The following is a 24,263-nucleotide window of genomic DNA, read 5'->3' on the forward strand; positions in this document are numbered from 1 at the left end:
AGTATAACACAGTTGATATAATCACACTAATATTTTGTTGTTAGATGAGAATAATTTTTGACTTATCATTTTGTTATAGTATGAAAATTATTTTTGACTTATCATTTTTATATTAACTTGCAACTTAATATAAGTTTGTGTATTTTTTTCAAATTAGAATTTATTTTAAATTGAAATTTTTTATTAATCTTATACTTTAAATTAATTCTTATTCTTTTCTCTAATTATTTTAATTTTTACTAACTTATAAAGTCCAATTTTCATTAAATAAGTGGTGAAGATGGTTTTAAGCATGAAAAAAGACCTAAGCTTTTAACTCAGGTCTTGCTCTTAAATTTATCCTCTTAACTCTTGTCTATTTTCGTTAAGCATTTTTATAATTTCTGAAAGGTTTACTTGTGTGTTTTCAAGTAGCTCGTCTGCATAGTCCCTTGCGCCTTCTCTTATTTGAGTTGACTCTTCCTTTGCAGATTTTAAAATTTCACTTGCTCTTTCATTTGCTTGTCTCACAAGTTCATTTTCATCGATAATTTTTTCTGAATGGGCTCTTGCTGCAGAGATAATTTTGTCTGCTTCATCGTGTGCTCCATTGATGATGTCGTCCTTGTCTTGAGCAATTCTTTGTGCTTCAGAAACTTCTCCAGGAATTTGTGTTTTTAATTCGTTAACAATTTCTAAAAATTCTTCCCTTTCAACCATTACCTTGTTTGTAAGTGGAATTTGTGATGCTGTTTCCACAAGGTCTTCTAATTCTTCAACTAAATCAATTAAATTCATATCTTCCTCCTAAGTAATTTTTTCTTCATAGCTTCTCCTACAATAGGAGGCACGAATAAATCTGTATCTCCGTCAAAGTTGGCTACTTCTTTTGCAAGTGATGAACTTACAAATAAATTTTCATTAGATGACAATAAAAATACTGTTTCTATGCTGTCCTTATAATTTTTGTTTGCCATGGCTAGGGTGTATTCACTAAAGTAATCACTTGCTGATCTCAGACCCCTAACAACCACCTTGCAGTTTTTCTTTTTTGCATATTCTACTAAGAGTCCGTCAAAGGAATCAATCTCAATCCCTTCCATGTCGTCTAGCACTTCATGAAGAAGGTCCTTCCTCTCTTCAACTGTGAAGAGTCCTTTTTTTGAAGTGTTGTCTAGGACTGCAACTATAACTTCTCCAAAAATATCCCTTGCTCTTTTTATTATGTCTAAGTGGCCATTGGTCACTGGGTCGAAGCTACCCGCATATATTACTTTCATTTTCATCCCATCCGCATATGGAAATCGAAGTGTTTCCATATTTTTTGTTTTTTATTTCTACAAAGCCTTCACCTATTATTAGTGGCTTATCTGTATTATACTCCACAATTAACTTTCCGTCAGGCTTTAGTATCTTATTTTCTCTTATTAGTTTAAAGGCTTTCTTGTATAAATCGCGTCTCTCGAAGGGTGGGTCCATATAGATGTAATCAAACTTTACATCTAACTTTTTTAGAGCTTGGTTCAAATGATCTTCCATTACTATTGCTTGATCATTTAACTTTGCCTTATCAAGGTTCTTTTTCACACAATCTATGGCTTCCTTTGACTTGTCAACAAAGTAGGCCTTGTCTGCTCCCCTAGATAAAAATTCTATTCCATTGGCACCTGAACCGCAAAATAAATCTAAGACTGTGACGTCAAAGAAGTTTTGTCCCAAAATGTTGAAAACAGATTCCTTAACCCTGTCTTCTGTGGGCCTTGTATCTAGTCCCTTGGGAGCTATTAATTTTAGTCCCCTTCTATTTCCTGAAATTATTCTCATAAAGCCTCCAAATTAGTTACATTTTACCATAAGAAAGGATATTTTAAAAGATATTAGTTTAAATCCGAGTAAAATTCAGTTATCTCTTTGTTTAAATAAGAATATTTTTCTCCCTCTAAGTTTGGGTCCTCTTCTAAGATATCTTTCACGTCATCTGCAGCGTATTTTAAAATAGTTTCATCCCTGAAGGGGTCTGCAAGTCTTAGGTTTGGCATGCCCGATTGTCTTGTTCCAAGTATGTCACCAAATCCCCTGAGCTCTAAGTCCTTGTTGGCAATATAAAATCCGTCGTTGGAGTCCGTCATTATCTTCATCCTCTCCCAGGATATTTCACTTGTTGAGAGATTATAGAGGATGCAATAGGATTGTTGGTCCCCTCTTCCAACTCTTCCCCTAAGTTGGTGGAGGGTTGATAGGCCAAACCTCTCTGCATTATAGATCATTATGACGCTGGCATTGGGTACGTTGACCCCAACTTCAACAACAGTTGTTGATACCAGAAGATTAATTTTATTTTCTGCAAAGTCCTCCATAATTTGATTTTTTTCATCTGCCTTCATCTTGCCATGAAGAAGTCCAACATGAAAACCCTCAAAGTATTGGCTTAGTTCTTCATAAACCTTTTCAACAGCCTGCAAGTTTTCGTAGTCTTGATTTTCTTCAATGAGTGAGCAAATGACATAGGCCTGTCTTCCCTGGCTGAGTTCTTTTTTTATAAAGGCCAAGGACTTTTCCAGCATATTTTCATTTATGACAATGGTCTTAATTGGCTTTCGTCCCTTGGGCATGGACTTTATTATGGAGACGTCAAGATCTGCATAGAGGACAAGACTTAGACTCCTTGGAATAGGTGTTGCCGACATGACTATTGTAGCTGCGTCCTTATTCTTATTTTGCAGCATGTTCCTTTGAACAACTCCAAACCTATGTTGCTCGTCAATAACATTTACTCCAAGCTTTTTAAAAACTACATTCTCTTCAATAAGAGCGTGAGTTCCTATTAAGATGTCAAGAGACCCCATTTCAAGATTGTCCAATATGTCTCTTCTTGCCTTTTTTGTAGTTGATCCTATTAAGAGTCCCACTTTTATCCCCAAAGGCTCTAACAATTCTACAAAAGATTCAAAGTGTTGCTTGGCCAAAATTTCTGTTGGTGCCATAATTGATGATTGGTAGCCATTGAGGTAGGCAAGATACATTATTATAATGGCAATAATTGTCTTACCACTACCAACATCACCCTGGATAAGTCTATTTATGGCCTTGCCTTCCTTCATGTCCTTAAAGATTTCTTCAAGAACTGTATTTTGGCCCTCTGTTAATTTAAAGGGAAGATTGTTAATAAAATCAAAAACTTGATCCTTGATTTCAAATTTAATTGCATCTCGCCTTTCATTTTGGACCTTGTTCTTTAGGATAGAAAGCTCAAATAAAAATAACTCTTCATAGATTAGCCTTTCCCTAGCCTGTATGTAATTTTTCCTAGACTTAGGATAATGAATTGCTCTTATGGCATCATTCTTTCCAAGAAAAGAATACTTATCCAAGATTTCTTCTGGCAGATTTTCACTAAAAAGATTTTCATCAATAACTTGGTCAATTACTTTTTCAAAGACAAAATTATTTAGACCCTCAGTTAAATTGTAAATGGGAGAAATCTTGCCAAGTTTTTTTAACTTGTCAGCCTCTTCAATCTCTGGACTTGACATGGTCACCCTTCCCCTAAAGTAGTCTGCCTTTCCATAGACTAGGTAGTATCTACCTGGCAAAATCTTGGAATGAAGATAAAAGGCATTAAAAAAAGAAAGCTCAATCTCTCCAGATTCATCTTCAGCCAAAAAACTTGTAAGTGTAAGACCCTTCCTTATTCTCCTATTTTGAAGTTTGGAAAGAATCCTAACTTTAAAAGTATTTTTTTCTCCAATCCTCGCTTCTGAAACCCTAGTGATCTTTGAAGAGTCTTCATATCTTCTGGGATAAAAGTGTAGGAGGTCTTCAATTGTATAAATTCCCAACTTATGAAAGAGCTCAGCCCTCTTGGGTCCAATTCCTTTTAAGCCCTTTATAGGGTCTGTTAAGTTCATATTTATCTCCTAATTTTATTTCCTATAAGAAAAGCCCAAAGCAAAACTTCGGGCTCAATTAATAATCTAAAATTTATTCAAGAGATATGATGTAGTAATAAATTGGTTGGTCACCCTTTATTACGTCAATATCAATATCTGGATATTTTTCTTCAATAGCTTCACGAACTTCTTCTGCATCTTCTTCTTTAACATCTTCTCCATAGAAAAGTGTCACAAGAGAAATGTCTTCGTCCATTAGCTTGTCCACAGTTTCCGTTACAACATCAAAAACAGTCTTACCGCTGGAAATTATATCCTTAGATGCAATACCAATTATGTCATCCTTGTGAATTTCCTTGCCATTTATTGTAGTATCTCTTACTGCATAAGTTACAGATGCATCAATGACACTTCCTATTGCTTCTATCATATTCTCTTCGTTTTCTTCTTTTGAAGCTTCTTCATTGAAAGCAAGCATAGCAGCTATACCTTGTGGAACAGATTTTGATGGAATTACAATAATTTCCCTGTTGGAAATATCCCTTGCTTGTTCTGCTGATAAAATTATGTTGCTGTTATTTGGAATTAGGTAGATTACCTTGCCCCCAACCTTGTCAACTCCCTTTAAAAGGTCTTCTGTTGATGGGTTCATAGTTTGACCACCTGCAACAACAAAGTCAACACCAAGAGATTTAAAGGTTTCTGTCATTCCTTCTCCCATGGAAACTGTTATGAAAGAATAATCTTTTTCTTCTATTATTTCTTCCTCTTCTTCTCTCTTTTTAGCTTCAGCAACTTCTTCATCATCAAAGAGAACTTCCCTGTGTTGGTATCTCATGTTATCGATCTTGATATCTTGAAGAAGTCCAAGCTCGCAAGCATGTTGAAGGACAATTCCAGGGTCATTTGTGTGAACGTGAACCTTTATAAGATGACTTCCGCCACCACCTACTACTAAAAGACAGTCGCCAAGTGGTGCAATTTTTTCTCTAAAAGAGTCAATATCTTCGTAGTCAGTATTTATAATAAATTCAGTACAATAACCATATTTTAAAGAAGTGTCAGCTTCAGTAAATTGAACTTCTTTTTGTGCCTTTTTCTTTAAAGTTTCATCTTCACTTTGATCAGCAATGTCTTCGCCCTTTAAGACTTTTAGTCCACCTTCAAGTAGAACAACAAGACCCTTACCACCTGCATCAACTACTCCAGCTTCCTTTAAAACTTGAAGCTGATTTGGCGTGTTATCGAGAGATTTATTTGCTTCAACAATTACATCTTCTAAAAATGTAATTGGGTCTTCTGCCTTTTTATAATGTCTAATGGCAAAGTCCGCAGTTTCTCTTCCAACTGTAAGTATTGTTCCTTCAATTGGTTTCATAACAGCCTTATAAGTTGTCTCACTTGCCTTCTTAAAGGCATGAGCAAGGTCTGATGTAGTTGCTTCATCAATTCCTTCTAGGCCTTCTGAAAAACCTCTTAGAAGTTGTGAAAGAATAACACCACTATTTCCCCTGGCTCCCATAAGAGCACCACGTGCTGCTGCTGCTGAAACGTCTCCAGCAGTAAAATCTCCCTCTAAGCTTTCAATTTGTTTTAAGGCAGATTTTGATGTAAGGCTCATGTTAGTTCCTGTATCTCCATCGGGAACAGGGAACACATTAAGAGCGTTGACCTCCTCCTTCATGGATATTAGATAATTTACGGCTCCCTTAAAAATTTCTTTTAATAGGGGACCATTAATTTTATTTATTTCCAAAATCTTACCTCCACTACTTAAGTCTAATACCTTCTACAAGGACCTCAATATTATCAACTTCAAGCCCTGTTAAATTTTCTATATTAAACTTTACTCTCTCTATAATATTTTCACCAACAGTAGAAATTTTAACTCCATATTCTAAAATAACATGAAGCTCTATAGAAATTTCATTTTCGTCAGTATTAACTACAATTCCCTTTGAAAGATTTTCGAATCTCAATAATTCAAAAATTCCATCTGCGGCATTTTTTGATGCCATTCCAACAATTCCGTAAGATTCCATAGCTGAAATCCCAGCTATATTTGCTAGTACGCTATCTTCTATTACAATGTTTCCAAGTTCTCTATTAATAATTGCCGGCATGAGGGCACCTCCTTATCTAATACATTATATCAGAAGTCACAGAATATTAACAGATTTTCAAAATATCCTTTGTAAAAAATTAGAATTTAGTGTAAAATAAATACATGTTGAAAAAATATTTGCACTTAGCGGACTTTTTTGGTAAAATATTGTCTGCTTAATAACTAAAGGAGGTGCGTTATGGCTAAAAGATGTGAAATTTGCGGAAAAGAAAAATCATTCGGAAATAAAATTTCTTTCTCTCACTCTCGTTCTAACAGAAGCTGGTCTCCTAATATTAGAAGAGTTAAGGCTGTAGTTAATGGATCAAGAAAAAGAATTAACGTATGTACTAGATGCCTAAGATCTGGTAAAGTAGAAAGAGCTATATAATTAAGGGTCTTAGTAAAGATCCTTTTTTTATTTAGGACTTACATATTCTCCCTCGGGAGACTTTATAAGAAAACCCCTTGAATCATAATCAAGGGGTTTTGTTTTTTATATTTAATTTATTTTTTCCAAAATTATTTTTCTTATATCCTTTATGAGGTAAAGTGATCCACACCAAAGGATCATATCGCCCTCTCCTGCAAGTTCAAAAGTTTTTTCAACTGCTTCCTTCCTGTCCTCGATTGCAAAAATTTCTTTACTTGAAATTTCTTTAAATTCTTTTTCTAAGGAATCTAAATCAGTAAATCTCTCATTGTCAATTTCTGTCAAGACAATCTTATCTGCAAGTCCCTCAATCTTTTCTAAGATGTGTTTGTGGTCCTTATCCTTTAGAAGTGAGAATCCCAAAATCAATTTGTTATAGTTAAATTTCTTTATACTTTTTTCTATTCCTTCAATGGAATCCAAGTTGTGTGATCCATCAACTACTATAAGAGGGTCTCTTGATAGACATTCTGTCCTTCCAATATTTTCTGCCTTCTTTAGTCCCTCTTTTATCTTTTCTTCGTCTAACTTATAGTCTTCTTTTAAATAATCTAAGACCATAAGGGCTAGGGCCGCATTAAAAGCTTGATGGTCTCCAATAAGAGAAATTTCTACGTCCTTATAATCTCTAAAGTTAAATTTATTTCCAAACTCGTTAGAAGAAATTATCTCTACTTCATCAAAAGAGAATTCACTAAAGCCAGAAGATTTTTCTTTTGAGATTTTCTTTAATTCTATCCTTGCTTCTTCAGCCTGAGGATAAGAAAATACCTGAGAATTTTCTTTAATAATTCCACCCTTTTCACGAGCAATTTTTTCTAAAGTGTCACCCAAGATGTTTGCATGATCAAGTGCAATGTGACAAAAAACAGGGATAGATTTTGCCATTACATTTGTCGCGTCAACTCTTCCTCCCATTCCAACTTCCATTACTGCAAAGTCTAAGTTTTTCCCTGCAAAATAAATGTAGGCAATTGAAGTTAAAATTTCAAAACCACTTACAAATATTTCTTCCTCATCAAGTTCTTCAACTTTTTCCCTAACTTGACTAGCAATCTTTGCAAAGTCATCTTCGCTTATGATTTCCCTATTGACTTCTATCTCCTCACGAATATTTGTTATATAAGGAGATGTGAACTTGCCCACTGAATAATTATTTTCTATTAAGGCATTAGTTATAAAACTTGCAACTGATCCCTTGCCATTAGTCCCTGTAATGTGAATACTTTTTAATTTATCTTGAGGCCTATCAAAAATTTCTAAGAGAACCTTAATATTATCTGTTGTAAATTCTCCAAGAGGTATATTTCTATTTTCAAGCCAAGCTACTGATTCTTTGTAATCCATGTCAACCTTCCTTTCAATAACATTGATATTATCAAAATATTTGCATCTAATCAATAATTTATGTATCCAAAAGTCTTTCTTTGTGATAGAATGAGAAAAATATATTTATGGAGGTAAAAAAAGATGAACAATGAAATTAAGACGAAAGATTTATTTATTATTGGCTTCGCACTTTTTGCAATGTTCTTTGGAGCTGGAAACTTAATCTTTCCCCCTTACTTAGGTTTATTGTCGGGTCACCAATGGTGGATAGGATTTTTAGGCTTTACAATCACAGACGCAGGTCTAGGCCTACTGGCAATTATCGCCCTATCAAAATATGAAGGTAACCTTAACGTCCTCGCCTCAAGAATTAACAAGACTTTTGCAGTAATTATTTCTACAGCAATTATTTTATGTATCGGACCCTTCTTGGCAACACCAAGAACAGCCGCTACTACTTATGAGATTGCAATCTTGCCAATTTTTGGTGAGTCCTTTAACAGGTACTTATTCTCTGTTATCTTCTTCCTTATAGCTTGTCTATTAAGTATTAGACCTAGTAAGGTTGTTGACATTGTAGGAAAGTTCCTTACTCCTTCACTTTTACTTTGTATGACAGTTTTAATCATTAAGGGAATTGTCACTCCAATTGGAGAAGTTGCAAACACAACTATGATCGACAATGTTCTAAAGAAGGGCATCACTGATGGTTATCAAACAATGGATGCCATTGCTAGTTGTATGTTTGCTCTTGTTGTTATTGGAGCTGTTAAGTCAAGAAATTACTCATCACAAAAAGTTGAGATTAAGGCAACTATTTTATCAAGTGTCATTGCAGTAATTTTATTAGCATTAATCTACGGAGGCCTACTATATCTTGGAGCACAAACTTCAAGCCTTGGCATTTATGATGTAGATACAGATTCTACTCTTCTACTTGTTGACATTACAAATAGAGTACTAGGTGGCACTGGTGTTTATATCTTAGGTCTTATAACTGCACTAGCTTGCCTTACAACTGCTATTGGACTTATATCTGCAACTGGTAACTTCTTTAACGACTTGACTTTTAACAAGATCTCTTACGAAAGAATCGTAATTATTTGTTCTGTTGTTTCATGCTTAATTTCTATGCTTGGTGTAACTCAAATTATTAAAATTTCTGCACCAATACTTGAAGTTATTTATCCATGTGCAATGACAATTGTCCTATTGGGATTATTTAATGAAAAGATTAAGGACGACTTAGTATTTAAAGTTCCATCTATTATTTCATTGATATTTGGATTCTTATTTGTATTACAAGGCAAAGGCCTTCTAGGTGTCTTTGGAGATAGCTTAACTAAATTACCACTTACTGAGTTTGGTCTTGGTTGGGTATGCCCAATGCTTGTTGGTCTCGTAATTGCTCTTGTAGTTTCATCTACAAGAAAAACTAAGCTAGCTTAAAATTAAAAACATGCAAAAGAAAAACTCTTATTACTTTTTAAGTAACAAGAGTTTTTTTATTGTCTAAAATTTTATAAATCAAATATTTTATTTAATACTTCAGAGATATTTGACATCTTAATAACTTTTAAGTCCTTGTAGGCTTCTTCCTTTACATTAGAATATTTTGAAACGTAAGCTTTTTTAAAGCCCATCCTCTCTGCTTCTTTGAGTCTTATATCAAGACTTGGAACATTTTTAAGCTCTCCAGTAAGTCCCACATCGGCAATGAAGACTGAGTTAGCTTCAACAGGCTTATTTAGTGTTGACGACACAATAGAAACCATTACAGATAGGTTTGATGCCTGCTCCTTAACTTTAATTCCACCAGTGGACTTGACCACAATGTTCTTGTCTAAAAAAGTAATTCCTGCCCTCTCTTCAAGAATTGATACAAGGGTGTTTAAGTGTTCACGCCTTACAGATTCAGAAATTCTTGATGGATAAGGAAGGAAAGACTTTGAGGCTAAGGCTTCTGTCTCAAGAATTATTGGCCTTGTTCCTTCTCTAATGACTGAGAGTGAAGAACCTGGCACTTGTTCTGATACCGACCTCTTAGTCATAAAGTATTCTGATGGATTATCAATTGAAATCATGCCCTTCTCTGTCATGGAGAAAAATCCAATTTCACCTGTTGACCCGTACCTATTTTTTGTAGTCATAAGTGATCTCAAGTCTTCTGATGAGTCACCGTCAATTAAGAGAACTGTATCCACCAAGTGTTCAAGACTTCTCACACCTGCAAGTTCATCTTGTTTAGTCATTTGTCCAACTAAGAAGACCATGCGAGGCTTTTCTAAGTCTTTGGCAACTTCAGTCATCTTATAGGCACACTCCATAGTTTGGGTCGGAGTTCCTGGTCTTTGTGGAAATTCATCAAGTGTAAAAGTTTGAATTGAGTCTATGATTATTAATTGTGGATCAATTTTTTCCACCTGATCAAGGACTGAGTTAAGTGAAGTTACAGAATAAACCCAAATATTGTCAGAAAGTTTATCAAGAATTCTCTCTGCCCTCATCTTAATTTGTGTTTCTGATTCTTCTCCCGATGCGTAGAGGACCCTCATCCCCTTGTTAGCAATATCATTGGCAACTTGCATAAGAAGGGTTGACTTACCTGAGCCTGGCTTTGCAGTCAAAATACTAACAGAATCACGGACAATCCCACCGCCCATGACCCTGTTAAATTCTTCTATACTAGTCTTAATTCTCTCATCTGAAGAAACTGCAACAGTATTTAATTTTTGTGCATCCTTTTTAACTTTTTTAGACCTAGAAGAGCTTTTGCTAGAAGATGTTTCTTCTTCCTTCTCTTCTAGGGTATTCCATGCACCACAGTTGGGACACTTCCCAAAAAATCCATGGGAAATGTAGCCACATTTATTACATTGATAGACTGTTTTCTTTTTCATCTTTCGCCTTTTTTGTCTTCTTTACTTTTTTTATTTGAACCTTCTTGTATTTAACATCTACAGAGATTTCATCGCCATCTTTGATATTTCCATCTAAGAATTCGTCTGCAATTTTATCTTCAATGAGTTTTGTAATTGTTCTTTGTAGTGGCCTTGCACCAAAGACCTTGTCATAACCTTCTTCAACAAGGAAGTTGATAAGTTTATTTGTGTATGTTGCCTTGATTCCCATATCTTCTAGTCTAAGGTTTAGACTATCAAGCATGTTCTTAACAATGTCTTTGATCTCAGATTTTTCAAGAGCCTTAAAGATTACAACATCATCAACCCTATTTAAAAATTCAGGCTTAAACATATCTTTTAAAGACTGGTCTATAATGGACTTCATGTTTTCAAATTCACTTTTCTTTGCAGATTCTTCTGAAGTTGAGAAGCCTAGCACTGAATTCTTGGCAAGGAGGTTTGCTCCAGCATTTGAAGTCATAATTATAACTGTGTCTTTAAAGTTAACAGTCCTACCCTTGGAGTCAGTTAATCTTCCTTCATCAAGAATTTGTAAAAGAATGTTAAATATATCTGGATGAGCCTTTTCAATTTCATCTAAGAGAATTACTGAATAAGGATTTGTCCTAACAGCTTCTGTTAGCTCGCCACCTTCATCGTAACCAACATATCCTGGAGGTGAACCCACAAGTCTTGATACAGTGAATTTCTCCATGTATTCTGACATATCAAACCTAATCATGTTTTCTTCTTTACCAAATAAGTTTTTAGCAAGACTCTTTGCAAGATAAGTCTTACCAACACCAGTTGGTCCAACGAAGATAAAGGAACCTATTGGCTTGTTTGGATCCTTAAGGCCAATCCTTGACCTCTTTATGGCCTTGGCAAGGGCCTTGACAGCTTGGTCTTGTCCCTTGACATCTTCTTTTAGTTTTATATCAAGATCTCTTAATTTTTCAGTCTCTTCTTCTGTCATTTCAGTAACAGGAACCTTGGACCAGTCAGATACAATATCGGCTATAAGTTCTGGAGAAACTTCCTTCTTTGCTTCTTTTTCTTTAAAGGCAGCCCTCTTCTTTTCAAGCTCTTCTTCCACTCTTTTTTGTTCATCACGTAGATTTGCAGCAAGTTCATAGTCTTGGTCCTTTACTGCCTTGTTTTTCTTTTCTTCTATGTCTTCAAGGTCAAGCTTATATTTTTCTTCAAACTCTGGCACCTTATAAGATTCTATCTTTAATTTTGAACTTGCCTCATCAATTAAATCAATTGCCTTGTCTGGTAAGAACCTGTCGTTTAAATACCTGTCAGAATATTTTACAGCAGCTTCAATACTTTCGTCAGGTATTATGACATGGTGGTGATCTTCATAAATATTTTTAAGACCTTCTATTATTTTGATTGAATCTTCCACACTTGGTTCATCAACCATTATTGGCATAAGTCTTCTTTCAAAAGCAGAGTCTTTTTCAATTTTTTGCCTGTATTCTGTAATAGTTGTTGCCCCAATAATTTGTAGGACTGACTTTGTAAGCATAGGCTTTAGAATATTTGAAGCATCAAGAGATCCTTCAGCAGATCCTGCACCAATTATAACGTGCATTTCATCAATGAATAAAATAATATTTTTATTCTTGCTTGCCTCATTAGTTACATTTTTTAATCTCTCTTCAAAGTCTCCTCTGTATTTTGCACCAGCAATAAGTTGAGAAATATCAAGAGTTAGAATAATTTTATCCTTCATAATTTCTGGAACATTACCTGCAACAATTTCTGCAGCAAGTCCTTCAGCTATGGCAGTTTTACCAACACCTGGTTCTCCAATTAGGACTGGGTTGTTTTTTGTCCTTCTTGATAGAACTTGGATTACTCTTTTTATTTCCTTTTCTCTTCCAATAACTGGGTCAATTTTTCCTTCTTCAGCCTTTTTATTTAAATTAGTAGTATATTTTTCTAGGGCTTCAGAAGAACCTTCGCTGCCCTCTTCATAGTCCTCATAGTCTTCCATATTATTTACAATATCATTCTCAAGACTCATTACGTCAATGCCCAGTCTTTTTAAAACTAAGATAGCAACTCCTTGGCCTTCTCTTAGGATTCCAAGTAAAAGGTGGTCAGTTGACACTGTGTTCTCACCCATTTCCCTTGAAACTTCAAAAGCAAGTTCAAAAATCCTCTTTGTCCTAGGTGTGTAAGCAATGCTTGACACCACTGGACCTTGGCCCTGACTTACTATATCCATAGTTGTTTCCTTGGCCTTTTTGTAATCTACCCCAAGCTTTGAAAGTATGTGGGCTCCTGCATCTGTTCCTTCTCGCAAAATTCCAAGAAGTATATGCTCTGACCCTATATATGAATGTCTTTGTTCTCTTGCCTCTTGTTGGGCAAAGAGAATGGCTTTTTGTGATTTTTCACTAAATCTTCCAAACATACTCATTTGAAAACCTCCTTCATGAGAGCTCTCGACTTGTTGGCCCTTAAAATATCTCTTGACTTAAGGTCCAAGATTGAGCCTCTCTCAATTTGTAAGTGTCCATTTCTAAGCTTCATGATTTCCTTGTAAAAGTCAAAATCCCTATTTGGCTTTAAGATTGAAAGCTCAATCCCCAGGTTAATCATGCTCATGGACTGCATCATCTCTTCTTCCGATAGTAGCCTTGCATTGGCAAGTAGGCCGTAGGACCTGTTTACCATGTCTTCAAGGCTTATAATATTATCTAAATAAAGTTTTTTTCTATTTTCCCTTTCAACATCAGCAATCTCGTCGCTAATAAGTTTTAATTTTTCTAAATAAGAATCTTCGTCTTCTGTAAGTGTAGACTCAAAAGAAAGTGTATAAATACTTGCCATGGCTTTCTCGGACCTGCCCCTATAAGAACCTAGGGTGTAGCCAAGCCTTGATAGGCCCTTGGCAATTTCACTTATGCCAAAATAATTTAGGGCTGGCAAGTATAAAAATGCAATAGGTTTAAAACCAGTTCCTGCATTAAAAACCCTTGAAGTCAAATATCCATACTCTGGACTAAAGGCAAAATCTACTTTTTCTTCAAGCTTTTCTTCCAAGTCATAAATTTCCTTATAAAGTTCGTCAAGAGACTTAGTCCTTGAAAAGTTTGAAAGCTCAAGGTGTTCGCTTGAATTTATTAAAATATCTGGCTCTTCAACCTTTTGATAAAACCCAATATTTTTCTTCTCAAGAAAGCTCTTGCCAAGCCTTCCCTCTTCCAAGTATTTTAACTTTTTTAAGGAAGACATGTTTTCTATATCGACTTTTTCATAACCCATTTCTCTTATTATTGGGTCAAGGAAGTCTATATTTTCTCTTAATTCTTCGTCATACATAGTGTTGACAAAGTTCTTCCCGTCAATGTTTCTATATAATTTTATCTTGTTTCCTAAAATAATATTAGACATTGGCATCTTCCTTTAAAGTTTTTATCTCATCTCTAATTTCTGCTGCCTTTTCATATTCCTCTAGGCTAATAGCAAGATCAAGCTTTTCCCTTAGATCCTCTAGCTTCCTATTGTAGTAAATATAAGATTCTGAGTTTTTAGGAATTTTTCCCCTGTATTTTAAATTTATATTTAAAGCCTTTAGATAGGCCTTAATTTCATTTCCAAAGGAATCATAACACTTTGGACAACCTAGGACTCCTGTGTTCTTAAGTTCTCTAAAACTCCTACCACAGTATTCACACCTAATGTCATCTTTTTCATCCTTTGATGAGTTGGCGGTAAACTTGAAAATATTTTTTAGGGCATTTTCAAGTTGAGGAATTATATTTTGATAGCCCTGAAATTCTTTTTTAAATTTTTCTTCAGCACAAACTTGACAAAGATGAACTTCTTCAACTTCATCATTGTTTATTCTTGTGTAAGAAATTATTGATTCCCTTTCTTTACAGTTATCGCACAACATCTTCTTCCCTCCTAGCTGAAAATAACGAGGAGCATATTCTTTAACAAATCTGCCCTCAGTTCATTTCTATTTTCACATTGACTTAGGGACCTGTCGGACAGGCTCACCTTCATGAGTTCCATCTCCCTCTCAGTCAACTTATTTAATCTAACAAGCTCTTCTATTAGGTCGTCTGAATTATTTTTTGTAATAGAGTCGCCTATAAAATCTAAAAATCTTTCTAGTATATCTTCATCATCTTCTAATTTAACCTTAACAATTCTAATGTAGCCACCGCCACCACGTCTCGACTCAACATAGTAACCCTTAAAGGGTGTGAACCTAGTTGTCAAAACATAATTTATCTGTGAAGGTGCACAATTAAATTGGTCTGAAATTTTTGATCTTTGTATTTCAACAACTCCACCTGATTCAAATATTAATTCATTTAAAAATTCTTCAATGGAATTGGATAATTTTGCCATAAAATCATTTCCTTTGACTATCTTTGTCTTTTAAGTCAGAATAAATCTGACTATCTTTTACTATCTCTAGTTTAATATAAACTAGGACTTTTGTAAAGTATTTAGTTTCGTTACCTTTTAAGTTAAGCTTATATATTTTTGTTGTTTTTTAAAGAATTGTTTCATATAAATAATAAATTTTTTTCAAATGAAAATATCTGTTGGGATTCAACTCACCAACAGATATTTTTAGCTATTTAATTCTTTTTTTACTTATTTATGACTTTTTCTCGTTCTAGTTCTAAAATAGAAAATGTTCCTTTTGGAATACCACTTTTTGATGAGAAATCTAAATCTTTTTTAGAATTTTTTGAATCAGTAATAAGTATATAACTACTATGTTTTTTAGAAGTAGAAATTCTCAAACTCACATCAGAAACTCTTACTGCTATACGTGCATTCTCATTATCTTCATTAGAAAATACTAATAAATAATCAGCATCTTTATTTGTTGTAAATTTAAAACCCTGTTCTTCCATAATCTTGTTACTTACAATAACTTCTTTTAGCTTATATTTATACACACTATCATAAGTTAAGTCCTTAATAATTTTTTCATAGTTTGGTTTATCATCACAAACATCTATGTTAAAATTATAATTTTCTTTATTAGAATTTAAAAAAGAAAAACCACACATAATTGACACAATAGCCAAAGATATTAAAATTAATACAATTTTTTTAGTTTTCATTTTTATCCCCTTTCTATAAGGTATAATGTTATCTAACTAAATTATAAAACTATTAATGTTGCTTTTCAATATGTTTAATCGTTTTATAATAAAAAAGGTTGAACACTTAAGCCCAACCTTTAAAAATTTATTTTTATTTATCAGTTTTTCTTTCTTCAATAATTTTTTCTGCAATATTTTGTGGAACTTCTTCATATCTTACAAATTCCATGTTGAAAGTTCCCCTACCTTGAGTAAGTGATCTAAGATCAATTAGGTAAGTGAAAAGTTCAGCTTGAGGTGCTTCAGCAATAAGAACTTGAGTGCCGTCATTTTGTTGGTCCATACCAAGAATTCTTCCACGTCTCTTGTTCATATCTCCCATTACATCTCCAAGATAAGATTCTGGAATTGTAACTTCAACCTTCATAATAGGCTCAAGGAGAACTGGGCTTGCTTCTTGCATACCCTTCTTAAAGGCAAGATTTGCAGCAAGTTTAAAGGACATTTCATTTGAGTCAACATCGTGGTAGGATCCATCATATAAAACAGCCTTGAAGTTTGTAACAGGATACCCTGCGAGAACTCCCTTTTCCTTAGATTCAATAATTCCCTTTTCAACTGCTGGGAAGTAGTTCTTAGGAACTGCGCCACCAAATACTTCTTCATCGAATTCAAAATCATTTTCAGATGGTTCAAATCTAATCCAAACATCACCATATTGGCCTGCTCCACCAGATTGTTTTTTGTGTTTACCTTGTACACTTGCAGTCTGTCTAATTGTTTCTCTATAAGGGATTATAAATGGAACAATTTCAACTTCAACACCATAAGTGTTCTTTAATTTTTCAAGTATAACATCAAGTTGAACCTTGCCTTGACCACCTATAGTCATTTGTTTAGTTTCTGTATTTCTTTCGATTGTAAATGTTGGGTCTTCGTCCCTAATCTTCTTAAGAGATTGAGTAAGCTTTTCTTCGTCTCCCTTAGTCTTAGGTTCTATTGCATAATATAAAACTGGAGTAGGATGTTTTAACTTCTTGTACTTAACCATGTGGTCCTTATCACAAAGAGTATCACCAGTTAAAGTACCTGCAAGTTTTGTAGTTGCACCAATGTCTCCTGCATATATTTCATCAACTTCTATTTGTTCCTTGCCTCTCATTACAAAAAGGCCACCAAGTTTTTCTGTTTCTTCAGTAGTTACATTATATAAAGGAGTGTTTTTAGTTAAAATACCAGAAATTACCTTAAAGATAGAAATCTTTCCAAGGAATGGGTCTGATACAGTTTTAAATACAACTGCTGCAAAAGGATCCTTTGCTGAAACCTTTCTTTCTTCCCCTTCCTTGTATCTAAATCCAAGGTGGGCACGATCATCGTCTGGTGCTGGCATGTAGTTAACAATTGTATTAAGTAAAATATCAATACCTATTCCCTTTTCACCAGATCCAACAAGTAGTGGAACTGCGTCACCTTCAAGTAGGGCTGTTGTAACTCCTCTTAGAAGGTCTTCTCTTGTGAATTTTTCTCCAGAGAAGTATTTTTCCATAAGTACTTCATCAGAACCTGCAACAACTTCTGCAATTTCTTCATACATTCTTTCAGTTGCCTTAACTTGGTCGTGGTTAAGTTCAGTTTCTTCTGGTGCAGAGTTTATATACTTATATCCCTTTTGGAAGATTACATCAGTTACACCAACAAAATCTTCACCTTCGCCAATAGGTACAGAGAATGGGATAACTTTTTTACCAAAGGCAGCTTCAAGCTCATCCATTAGTTTTCTAAAGTTTACATTTTCTCCGTCAATTTTATTTATAAAAATAATTCTTGGAAGACCAATTTTTTCTGTGTATTTCCAAGTTCTTTCTGTTCCAACTTCGATACCCTTAGTTGCATCTATAACCATAATTGCTGCTTCACTGGCTCTTAGAGCACTGTGAGCTTCGCCAACAAAATCAAGAAATCCAGGAGTATCTATTATGTTTACTTTATAATTTCTCCATTCAACAGGAATAATTGATGTTGCAATTGATGTTCCTCTTTCTCTTTCTTCTTTTGAGAAGTCGGATACTGTGTTCTTGCTAGAAACATTTCCAAGTTTTTTTGTAGCTCCACTTTGGAATAACATAGCCTCTGTTAGGTTAGTCTTTCCGGAGCCAGAATGTCCCACGAGAGCAAGATTTCTTACCTTATCTGTTGTATAAACTTTCATTGTTTTCCTCCTAAATATATTAATTTTTTTGAAATCGTTTCGATGGATAAATTATAACATAAATTTTAGCATTTGAAAACTGTGTAAAATTATCTATTTAGGGTATTACATTGTTATAAATATAATATTACTAATAAGTGAGTGGTGTGAATGGATTTTAAATTTTTAAATAAAGATAAACTCCCCTACCTTATAATTGTCTTTTTACTTTTAATAATTGGCTACCAATATTATGATAATCACAGCAAGGATGATGCCAAAGAATTTTTAAAAATAAATACTGCTGGCATAATTGATAATAAGAAGAAATCTCTTGATGAAAATACAAAAGAACTTGAGATTGAAAAAGCTCCTGAAGAAAGTGAAGAGATAATGGTACATATATCTGGAGCGGTAAATAGCCCTGGCATCCTAAGACTTGACTCAAGTAAGCGTGTGGTTGATGCCCTTGATTTGGCTGGTGGAGCAAGAGATGATGCAGACCTTGATAGGGTTAACTTGGCAGCAAGGCTTCACGACGAAGAAAAGATTTATATTCCAAAAGTTGGCGAAGTACAAGAAAATATGACCACACTTGTATCTAGTCCATCATCAAGTGGGCCTGCTTCAAAAATAAATATTAACTCAGCTGACCTAAGTGAACTGACAAAAATTCCTGGAGTTGGAGAAAAAACTGCCCAAAAGATTTTAGACTACAGGGCCAACAATTCTTTCTCTTCCATTGAGGACATAAAAAATGTCCCTGGCATTGGGGACAAAAAATTTGAATCCATGAAGGACTACATTTCTACTTATTAAATTTAAAAACTACAAACAAAAACTTATTTAATAATTACTAAATATTTTTCATATTCTTCCTAAAAAAGCTCAAGAAAAAAGAAGCACCTGAGTGCCTCTTATCTTGAGCTTAATTTTTTATCTATTTCTAGTATTTTTCTTGTAGCGATTTTTATCTGAAGAGGCAATGCCTATTATTAGTGCAAATATAAGTGACACTAATCCAGATGAAACTCCCACTACAAAAATAATTAAATTGTCTAAGCTTGTTGGATCAAAAAGTTTATTGATAACCATAAAAAGAGAAATTATCCCAACAAATACCAGAGCAAGTCCTGGTAAATATTTTATAAATTTTAAATCCCTTGCAGCAAAGTTTACTATAAAGGTAATGACAATTCCAATTAATATTGCACCTAGGGTTAGGAGCATGTAAGTGGAATTTTCTCCAATCAATTCTATAATCTTATTCATTTCACACCTCATTTATTTGATGAAAGTTCATCCTGCCAAATATTTGCATAGCGGCCTGTTGCCCACTCTGTCATAATTGTGGAAGCCTCATCTCCTATTTCCCTTTCAAAAATAGGACTGGAGATAATTCTTCCTTCACTTATATTATATATTCTTAGATAATTATTTTCCAATGTTATTAAGAAATTGTTATCTGGAGAAACAAATCCATCTTTTATTCCTGACTTAAAACTTTTGATCTGAGTCATTGGAATATTTATTTTGTTGTACTTGTTAACTTCATAAGGAAGAACTAGATTTAAATCAAAATCAGAATACTTTCCATCTTCTGTGTTAAGCCTTCCCTTGAGCTTCCAAAATCCATTGTCCCTATAGATTCCAATATTGTAAGGATCTTCTTTTAGGGATTGAATGTTTTTCCCTTCAGCCTTTAATTCATCTTCAGATATGAAATCTTTATAACTAAGGGCCTTTTTATCCTCTAGCTTATCTAAATTATAAATTCTAAGAGTCCTTTTGCCTGTATTCCTATCGAGACTCTCAACATTTATATAATTATTTGTAATAAAGTTAATTGTCTTAAGGGAGTTGTCTTCTCTTAACTCTTCAGCTTCATTTTTTGGAATTTCCGAATCTCTTTTAAGAAGATTTGACGTTTTATAGTCTCTTGCAATTAACCTATCAGTTGTTTCCTCTGACTTTGATTCTCTTTGAACACTAACTTCATAGAAGCGATCATCCCTTGGAAGGATAATATTGTTCATCTCGTAGACATTTTCCAATTTTGAATCAGAAAATTTTAGGTAAAGAGTCTTGTAATTCCATGAAGGAATATTGGAATCAAGTTTAGTTTTAAATCCAATTAAAAATCCCTTGTCACCTGTTAAGTCAAACAAGCTACTCTTAGCTAAAACCTCATCCTTTCTTTCTAAAATATGTGAATTTAAATCTTCATTTTTTATCTTGTCGTCCACAAGTTTTATTTCAAGAGTTATTCCATTGTCAAACAAGAGAGCAGTGTTCTCACTTGTCTTTATAACTTCATAATACAAGGAAGAGTTGGAATTTGAATCGAAGACATAAGTTGTATAGACTTCAGAATCTTCAAGTCCCAAATTCTTGTAGTCAAGATTAAACTTTTGGTATAAATAATTAGAAAGTTTCACATATTTAGTCTTATAAGAAGCATCCTTTATATAATCATTGGCAAGAAGGACTGAGTCATTACTAAAGTATAAGTCTTCTCCAATTAATTCCTTAAATTTAAAATTGTCTTGGTTTGATTTTTTATTGGATATAAACTTCGTTATTGTCCACTTACCATAAAGTGGTGACTGACCCATATCTGGCCTTTCAACATCAGTTCCTTGACTTGTCAAAAAGGAGCAACCCGTTAATAAAACTAGGGAAATTAATGAGAGGTAAAAAATTATTTTTTTAATCATTTTTTTCACCTACTTCTTTTTCTATTTCTAGGGGCAAGCTAACCTTGACTGTTGTTCCAATATTTTCTTCGGAGAAAATCTCTAGTTTACCTTGGTGGAGTTTTGTTATCTCATCACTAATGGATAGACCAATTCCACTGTGGCTCTTGGAGTGTTTGCCCTTGTAGAATTTTTCTTTTACGTGAGCAAGTTCTTCCTTAGTCATTCCCATTCCATTGTCAGAAACCATAATTTGAACAAGATCAGCTTCTCTTATCATTTGGAACTTAACCCATCCCTTGTCTGATGTAAATTTAATGGCATTGTCCAAGAGATTAATAAGCAGCTGTTTGATCCTATTTTCATCAGCATTAATAAGTATTGACTCTTCTGGGAGCGCTGTAATAAGTTCAATATTGTTGGACTTGGCACGAGGTCTCATTTGCTTTGATATATCCACACAAGTTTGTGTTATATCAAAAACATCCTTATCAAGGGTGATTCTTCCTGAAATATATCTAGAAAAGTCTAAGAGTTCTTCAACCATTTTGGCAAGCCTGTCTGCCTCATTCTCTATTATATTTAAGCCATCTTCCATTAGTTCTTTTTCATCTTCTTTGGCATCCTTTAGTACAACGGCCCATCCCTTTATTGATGTAAGAGGGGTTCTAAGCTCGTGAGAAATTGAAGATATAAAATCATTTTTTATCCTATCTTTGTTTATAATTTCATCACTCATGGCATTAAGAGTCTTGGCAAGCTCTCCTATCTCGTCATCTTCAAAAATCTTGGCCTTCTCCTCGTAATTTCCCTTTAGCATAGTCTTGGCTACTTCTGTAAGTTCTAAAATTGGTTTTACAATGGACTTTGATATAAGAAGTGAAACCATAGTTGTCACTAGGGCTACAAATAGAGTAAAGATAAGTAGACTTATAATAGTTTTTAAAATTGCAGCCTTGATTCCTTCAATAGACGAAATAAATCTTAGGTAGCCAATTATTTCTCCTTCATTATTTTTTATAGGACCTGCAACGGACATTATAGCTTCACCTGTTTGTGAATCTTCTCCCTTCCAAGTCTTTATTTCACCCTTCTCAGCGGCCATTACATCTATAGTTTCTATTGGGTTTGAAGCCAACCTTCCAATGGAATCTGACAAGAGGTTTTTATCCTTATCAAGGATTTGGACTTCTGCATTGGTGTTAGACAAGAAGATATCACTGTCCTCATAGATCAAATCTTCAATGGACTTGTCGGAATAGTCTCTCCTGTAAATTTCTAAAGAGACCTCCATCCTCTGGATTAATTCCTTGGATATGTTGTTGTAATAGTAGGAGCTAAAGGAAAAAAGCAAGAATATATCTATAATTGAAATTGTAATTAAAATTATTATTAAAAAACTTCTGACAAGTCTTTTTCCAATTTTATTTTTCAATTATAAACCTACTTCCATCTGTAACCAGTTCCCCAAACTGTTTCAATATAGTCTGGCTTTGCTGGGTTTGTTTCGATTTTTGACCTAAGTCTTCTTATATTTACATCAACAATTTTTGAGTCGCCTAAGAAGTCATCTCCCCAAACTAATTTTAAAATTTCATTTCTTGTCATGGCCTTGCCAGGATTTGTCATAAATAATTTTATAATTTGATATTCTGTAGGAGTGAGTTCTAGTTCCACATCATCCTTATAAAACTTTCTTGAGTAAGAATCTATTTTAAAAGGTGGGTCTGTGATTAAGTTGCTTTCATTTTCTTCACCAATTTCAAGCCTTCTCTCAATTGATTTTATCCTAAGAGTTAACTCAGTTGGGTTAAAGGGTTTAGTCAAATAATCATCTGTTCCATATTGAAGACCCATAATCTTGTCATAGTCTTCTGCCTTTGCAGTTAGCATAATGATACCAAGGCTTGGGAACTCTCCCCTCAAGGTCTTGCAGACTTCAAAACCATCTATGCCAGGTAGCATAATATCTAGGACTACAATATCTGGAAGCTCGCGTCTAGCAATTTCAATTCCATCTTCTCCGCTGCCAGCTTCAAAAATTGTGTAGCCTTCTCTTTCAAGATTTATCTTAACAAATTTTCTTATTGATTCTTCGTCTTCAACGAGCAAGACTTTTGTTTTCAAAATATCACCTCTATCTTGTAATTATAAAGAAAATCCACTCCAAATTCAATTGAAGTGGATTTATTAATGTCTTAATAATAGTTAGGAGCTTCTCTTGTAATTGTAATGTTGTGAGGGTGAGATTCTGTAAGTGAAGCTTGTGTGATTTTAACATACTTAGCAGTTGCCCTAAGAGTTTCTAGGTCCTTTGCACCCATATAACCCATGGCAGACTTAACTCCACCAACAAGTTGGAATACAATGTCTCCTACTAGTCCCTTGTATGGAACCCTGCCTTCAACTCCTTCAGGAACATACTTAGTTGTACCTGTTTGGAAGTATCTATCAGAAGAACCGGCACTCATGGCACCAAGAGAACCCATGCCCCTGTAAGCCTTAAATCTTCTACCTTCAACAAAGATTTCTTCTCCTGGAGATTCGTCAGTACCTGCGAATAGTGAACCCATCATAACAACATTACCACCAGCTGCAAGAGCCTTGGCAACATCACCAGAGAATTTAATACCACCATCGGCAATTATTGGAACTCCGTATTTTTTGGCAGCTCTATAAGCTTCCATAATAGCAGTAATTTGTGGAACACCTATACCTGTTACAACTCTTGTTGTACAAATAGAACCAGGTCCAATACCAATCTTAACACAGTCAGCACCGGCCTTAATTAGGTCTTCTGTTCCTTCATAAGTAGCAACGTTACCTGCTATAAGTTGTAGATCTGGGAAGGCATCCTTAATATTTTTTATAGTCTTTAATACGTTCTTAGATTGTCCGTGAGCAGTATCAATAACAACCACATCAGCCTTTGCCTCAACAAGAGCTTCGATCCTATCCATAACATCATTAGTTGCACCAACTGCAGCACCAGCAAGTAGTCTTCCTGATTTATCTCTTGCAGAGTTTGGATATTGTTCGTGTTTTTCAATATCCTTAATAGTGATAAGACCCTTTAGGACATTGTCTTTGTCAACAAGAGGAAGCTTTTCAATTTTATATTTCTTTAAAATATTTAGAGCTTGGTCTAAATTAATATCAGGATCTCCTGTGATTAGTTTTTCTGAAGTCATTACATCGCTAATTCTTTTAGAAAGATCTGTTTCAAATCTTATGTCCCTATTTGTAATAATTCCTTCCAAGACACCCTTTTCTGTAACAACTGGAACACCAGAAATTCTGTACCTATCCATAAGTTCAGAAGCATCTTTAATAGAATGATCCTTAGTTAGTGAAAATGGATCAGTTATAACTCCGTGTTCAGATCTCTTAACCTTGTCAACTTCTAGGGCTTGTTCTTCAATTGACATATTCTTGTGGATAATACCAATACCACCTTCTCTTGCCATGGCAATAGACATCCTGTGTTCAGTTACAGTATCCATACCTGCTGACATAAGAGGAATGTTTAGTTTAATCTTTTCCGTTAGGTTTGTAGATAAATCAACTTCGTTAGGCAAAATTTCTGATTTTGCTGGTACAAGTAAAATATCGTCAAATGTTAGTCCTTCTCCAAAAAATTCCATA

Annotated in this window: 22 protein-coding genes; 3 read left to right on the top strand and 19 right to left on the bottom strand. The window is 34.3% G+C overall.

What is annotated here, in order from left to right:
- Positions 1-336: 336 nt before the first annotated feature.
- From DRZ96_RS09330 to DRZ96_RS09355, 6 genes are all read right to left on the bottom strand, one after another.
- Positions 337-777 carry an ATP synthase subunit B family protein gene (locus tag DRZ96_RS09330; protein ID WP_112890443.1) on the bottom strand — a complete coding sequence of 147 codons (441 nt, stop codon included), beginning with the start codon at positions 775-777 and terminating at the stop codon, positions 337-339.
- Positions 774-1,259, bottom strand: coding sequence for a pantetheine-phosphate adenylyltransferase (gene coaD, locus DRZ96_RS09335; protein WP_112890444.1), 486 nt, complete (start codon positions 1,257-1,259; stop codon positions 774-776). Before coaD ends, DRZ96_RS09330 begins: the two co-directional genes overlap by 4 nt.
- The gene (rsmD, locus tag DRZ96_RS09340; protein WP_112890445.1) at positions 1,237-1,803 is read right to left on the bottom strand and encodes a 16S rRNA (guanine(966)-N(2))-methyltransferase RsmD; all 567 of its coding nucleotides are present in this window, start codon (positions 1,801-1,803) and stop codon (positions 1,237-1,239) included. Before rsmD ends, coaD begins: the two co-directional genes overlap by 23 nt.
- A 53-nt stretch (positions 1,804-1,856) precedes the next feature.
- On the bottom strand, positions 1,857-3,887 hold the full coding sequence (recG, locus tag DRZ96_RS09345; protein ID WP_112890446.1) for an ATP-dependent DNA helicase RecG: 2,031 nt from the start codon (positions 3,885-3,887) through the stop codon (positions 1,857-1,859).
- Positions 3,888-3,960: 73 nt separating this feature from the next.
- On the bottom strand, positions 3,961-5,625 hold the full coding sequence (locus DRZ96_RS09350; protein WP_112890447.1) for a DAK2 domain-containing protein: 1,665 nt from the start codon (positions 5,623-5,625) through the stop codon (positions 3,961-3,963).
- 13 nt (positions 5,626-5,638) lie between these two features.
- Positions 5,639-5,992 carry an Asp23/Gls24 family envelope stress response protein gene (locus DRZ96_RS09355; RefSeq protein WP_070701987.1) on the bottom strand — a complete coding sequence of 118 codons (354 nt, stop codon included), beginning with the start codon at positions 5,990-5,992 and terminating at the stop codon, positions 5,639-5,641.
- Positions 5,993-6,172: 180 nt separating this feature from the next.
- On the opposite strand from DRZ96_RS09355, the gene rpmB reads away from it, so the two are divergent.
- Positions 6,173-6,364: a 50S ribosomal protein L28 gene (gene rpmB, locus DRZ96_RS09360; RefSeq protein ID WP_005955693.1), complete on the top strand. Its 192-nt coding sequence runs from the start codon at positions 6,173-6,175 to the stop codon at positions 6,362-6,364.
- A gap of 111 nt (positions 6,365-6,475) precedes the next feature.
- On the opposite strand, the gene DRZ96_RS09365 is transcribed toward rpmB, so the two are convergent.
- Entirely contained in the window at positions 6,476-7,753 is a 1,278-nt protein-coding gene (locus DRZ96_RS09365; RefSeq protein WP_112890448.1) for a bifunctional folylpolyglutamate synthase/dihydrofolate synthase, read from the bottom strand.
- Positions 7,754-7,876: 123 nt separating this feature from the next.
- Here DRZ96_RS09365 and brnQ point away from each other — a divergent pair, with 123 nt between their 5' ends.
- Positions 7,877-9,184, top strand: a complete 1,308-nt coding sequence (gene brnQ / locus DRZ96_RS09370) for a branched-chain amino acid transport system II carrier protein (RefSeq protein ID WP_112890449.1) — start codon at positions 7,877-7,879, stop codon at positions 9,182-9,184.
- A gap of 71 nt (positions 9,185-9,255) precedes the next feature.
- Here the strand turns inward: brnQ and radA are convergent, their stop codons facing one another.
- From radA to fusA, 7 genes are all read right to left on the bottom strand, one after another.
- Positions 9,256-10,635, bottom strand: coding sequence for a DNA repair protein RadA (gene radA / locus DRZ96_RS09375; RefSeq protein ID WP_112890450.1), 1,380 nt, complete (start codon positions 10,633-10,635; stop codon positions 9,256-9,258).
- Complete coding sequence (locus tag DRZ96_RS09380) at positions 10,607-13,072, bottom strand: ATP-dependent Clp protease ATP-binding subunit (RefSeq protein WP_112890451.1); 2,466 nt, start codon at positions 13,070-13,072, stop codon at positions 10,607-10,609. The genes radA and DRZ96_RS09380 overlap by 29 nt, the downstream gene beginning before the upstream one ends.
- A complete protein-coding gene (locus tag DRZ96_RS09385) occupies positions 13,069-14,049 on the bottom strand; it encodes an ATP--guanido phosphotransferase (RefSeq protein ID WP_112890452.1) in 981 nt (326 codons plus the stop codon). Before DRZ96_RS09385 ends, DRZ96_RS09380 begins: the two co-directional genes overlap by 4 nt.
- The gene (locus DRZ96_RS09390) at positions 14,042-14,554 is read right to left on the bottom strand and encodes a UvrB/UvrC motif-containing protein (RefSeq protein WP_112890453.1); all 513 of its coding nucleotides are present in this window, start codon (positions 14,552-14,554) and stop codon (positions 14,042-14,044) included. Before DRZ96_RS09390 ends, DRZ96_RS09385 begins: the two co-directional genes overlap by 8 nt.
- An 11-nt stretch (positions 14,555-14,565) precedes the next feature.
- A complete protein-coding gene (locus DRZ96_RS09395; protein WP_070702002.1) occupies positions 14,566-15,018 on the bottom strand; it encodes a CtsR family transcriptional regulator in 453 nt (150 codons plus the stop codon).
- Between the two features lie 248 nt (positions 15,019-15,266).
- Entirely contained in the window at positions 15,267-15,749 is a 483-nt protein-coding gene (locus DRZ96_RS09400; RefSeq protein WP_112890454.1) for a hypothetical protein, read from the bottom strand.
- Between the two features lie 133 nt (positions 15,750-15,882).
- Positions 15,883-17,943: an elongation factor G gene (fusA, locus tag DRZ96_RS09405; RefSeq protein WP_112890455.1), complete on the bottom strand. Its 2,061-nt coding sequence runs from the start codon at positions 17,941-17,943 to the stop codon at positions 15,883-15,885.
- Between the two features lie 150 nt (positions 17,944-18,093).
- Here fusA and DRZ96_RS09410 point away from each other — a divergent pair, with 150 nt between their 5' ends.
- Positions 18,094-18,741 (top strand): ComEA family DNA-binding protein, encoded by a 648-nt coding sequence (locus DRZ96_RS09410; RefSeq protein ID WP_112890456.1) that lies wholly within the window; start codon positions 18,094-18,096, stop codon positions 18,739-18,741.
- A gap of 117 nt (positions 18,742-18,858) precedes the next feature.
- Here the strand turns inward: DRZ96_RS09410 and DRZ96_RS09415 are convergent, their stop codons facing one another.
- The 5 genes from DRZ96_RS09415 to guaB all read right to left on the bottom strand — a co-directional run bounded on the left by DRZ96_RS09415 (position 18,859) and on the right by guaB (position 24,262).
- Positions 18,859-19,194: a cytochrome C biosynthesis protein gene (locus tag DRZ96_RS09415; protein ID WP_112890457.1), complete on the bottom strand. Its 336-nt coding sequence runs from the start codon at positions 19,192-19,194 to the stop codon at positions 18,859-18,861.
- Between the two features lie 8 nt (positions 19,195-19,202).
- Complete coding sequence (locus DRZ96_RS09420; protein ID WP_112890458.1) at positions 19,203-20,639, bottom strand: hypothetical protein; 1,437 nt, start codon at positions 20,637-20,639, stop codon at positions 19,203-19,205.
- Positions 20,632-22,053 (bottom strand): sensor histidine kinase, encoded by a 1,422-nt coding sequence (locus tag DRZ96_RS09425; protein WP_112890459.1) that lies wholly within the window; start codon positions 22,051-22,053, stop codon positions 20,632-20,634. Before DRZ96_RS09425 ends, DRZ96_RS09420 begins: the two co-directional genes overlap by 8 nt.
- 8 nt (positions 22,054-22,061) lie before the next feature.
- Complete coding sequence (locus DRZ96_RS09430; protein ID WP_112890460.1) at positions 22,062-22,745, bottom strand: response regulator transcription factor; 684 nt, start codon at positions 22,743-22,745, stop codon at positions 22,062-22,064.
- Between the two features lie 71 nt (positions 22,746-22,816).
- Positions 22,817-24,262: an IMP dehydrogenase gene (gene guaB / locus DRZ96_RS09435; protein ID WP_112890461.1), complete on the bottom strand. Its 1,446-nt coding sequence runs from the start codon at positions 24,260-24,262 to the stop codon at positions 22,817-22,819.
- Position 24,263: the final 1 nt, after the last annotated feature.

Source organism: Peptoniphilus harei, from assembly GCF_900454685.1.
GTDB classification, from domain to species: Bacteria; Bacillota; Clostridia; order Tissierellales; family Peptoniphilaceae; genus Peptoniphilus_A; species Peptoniphilus_A harei.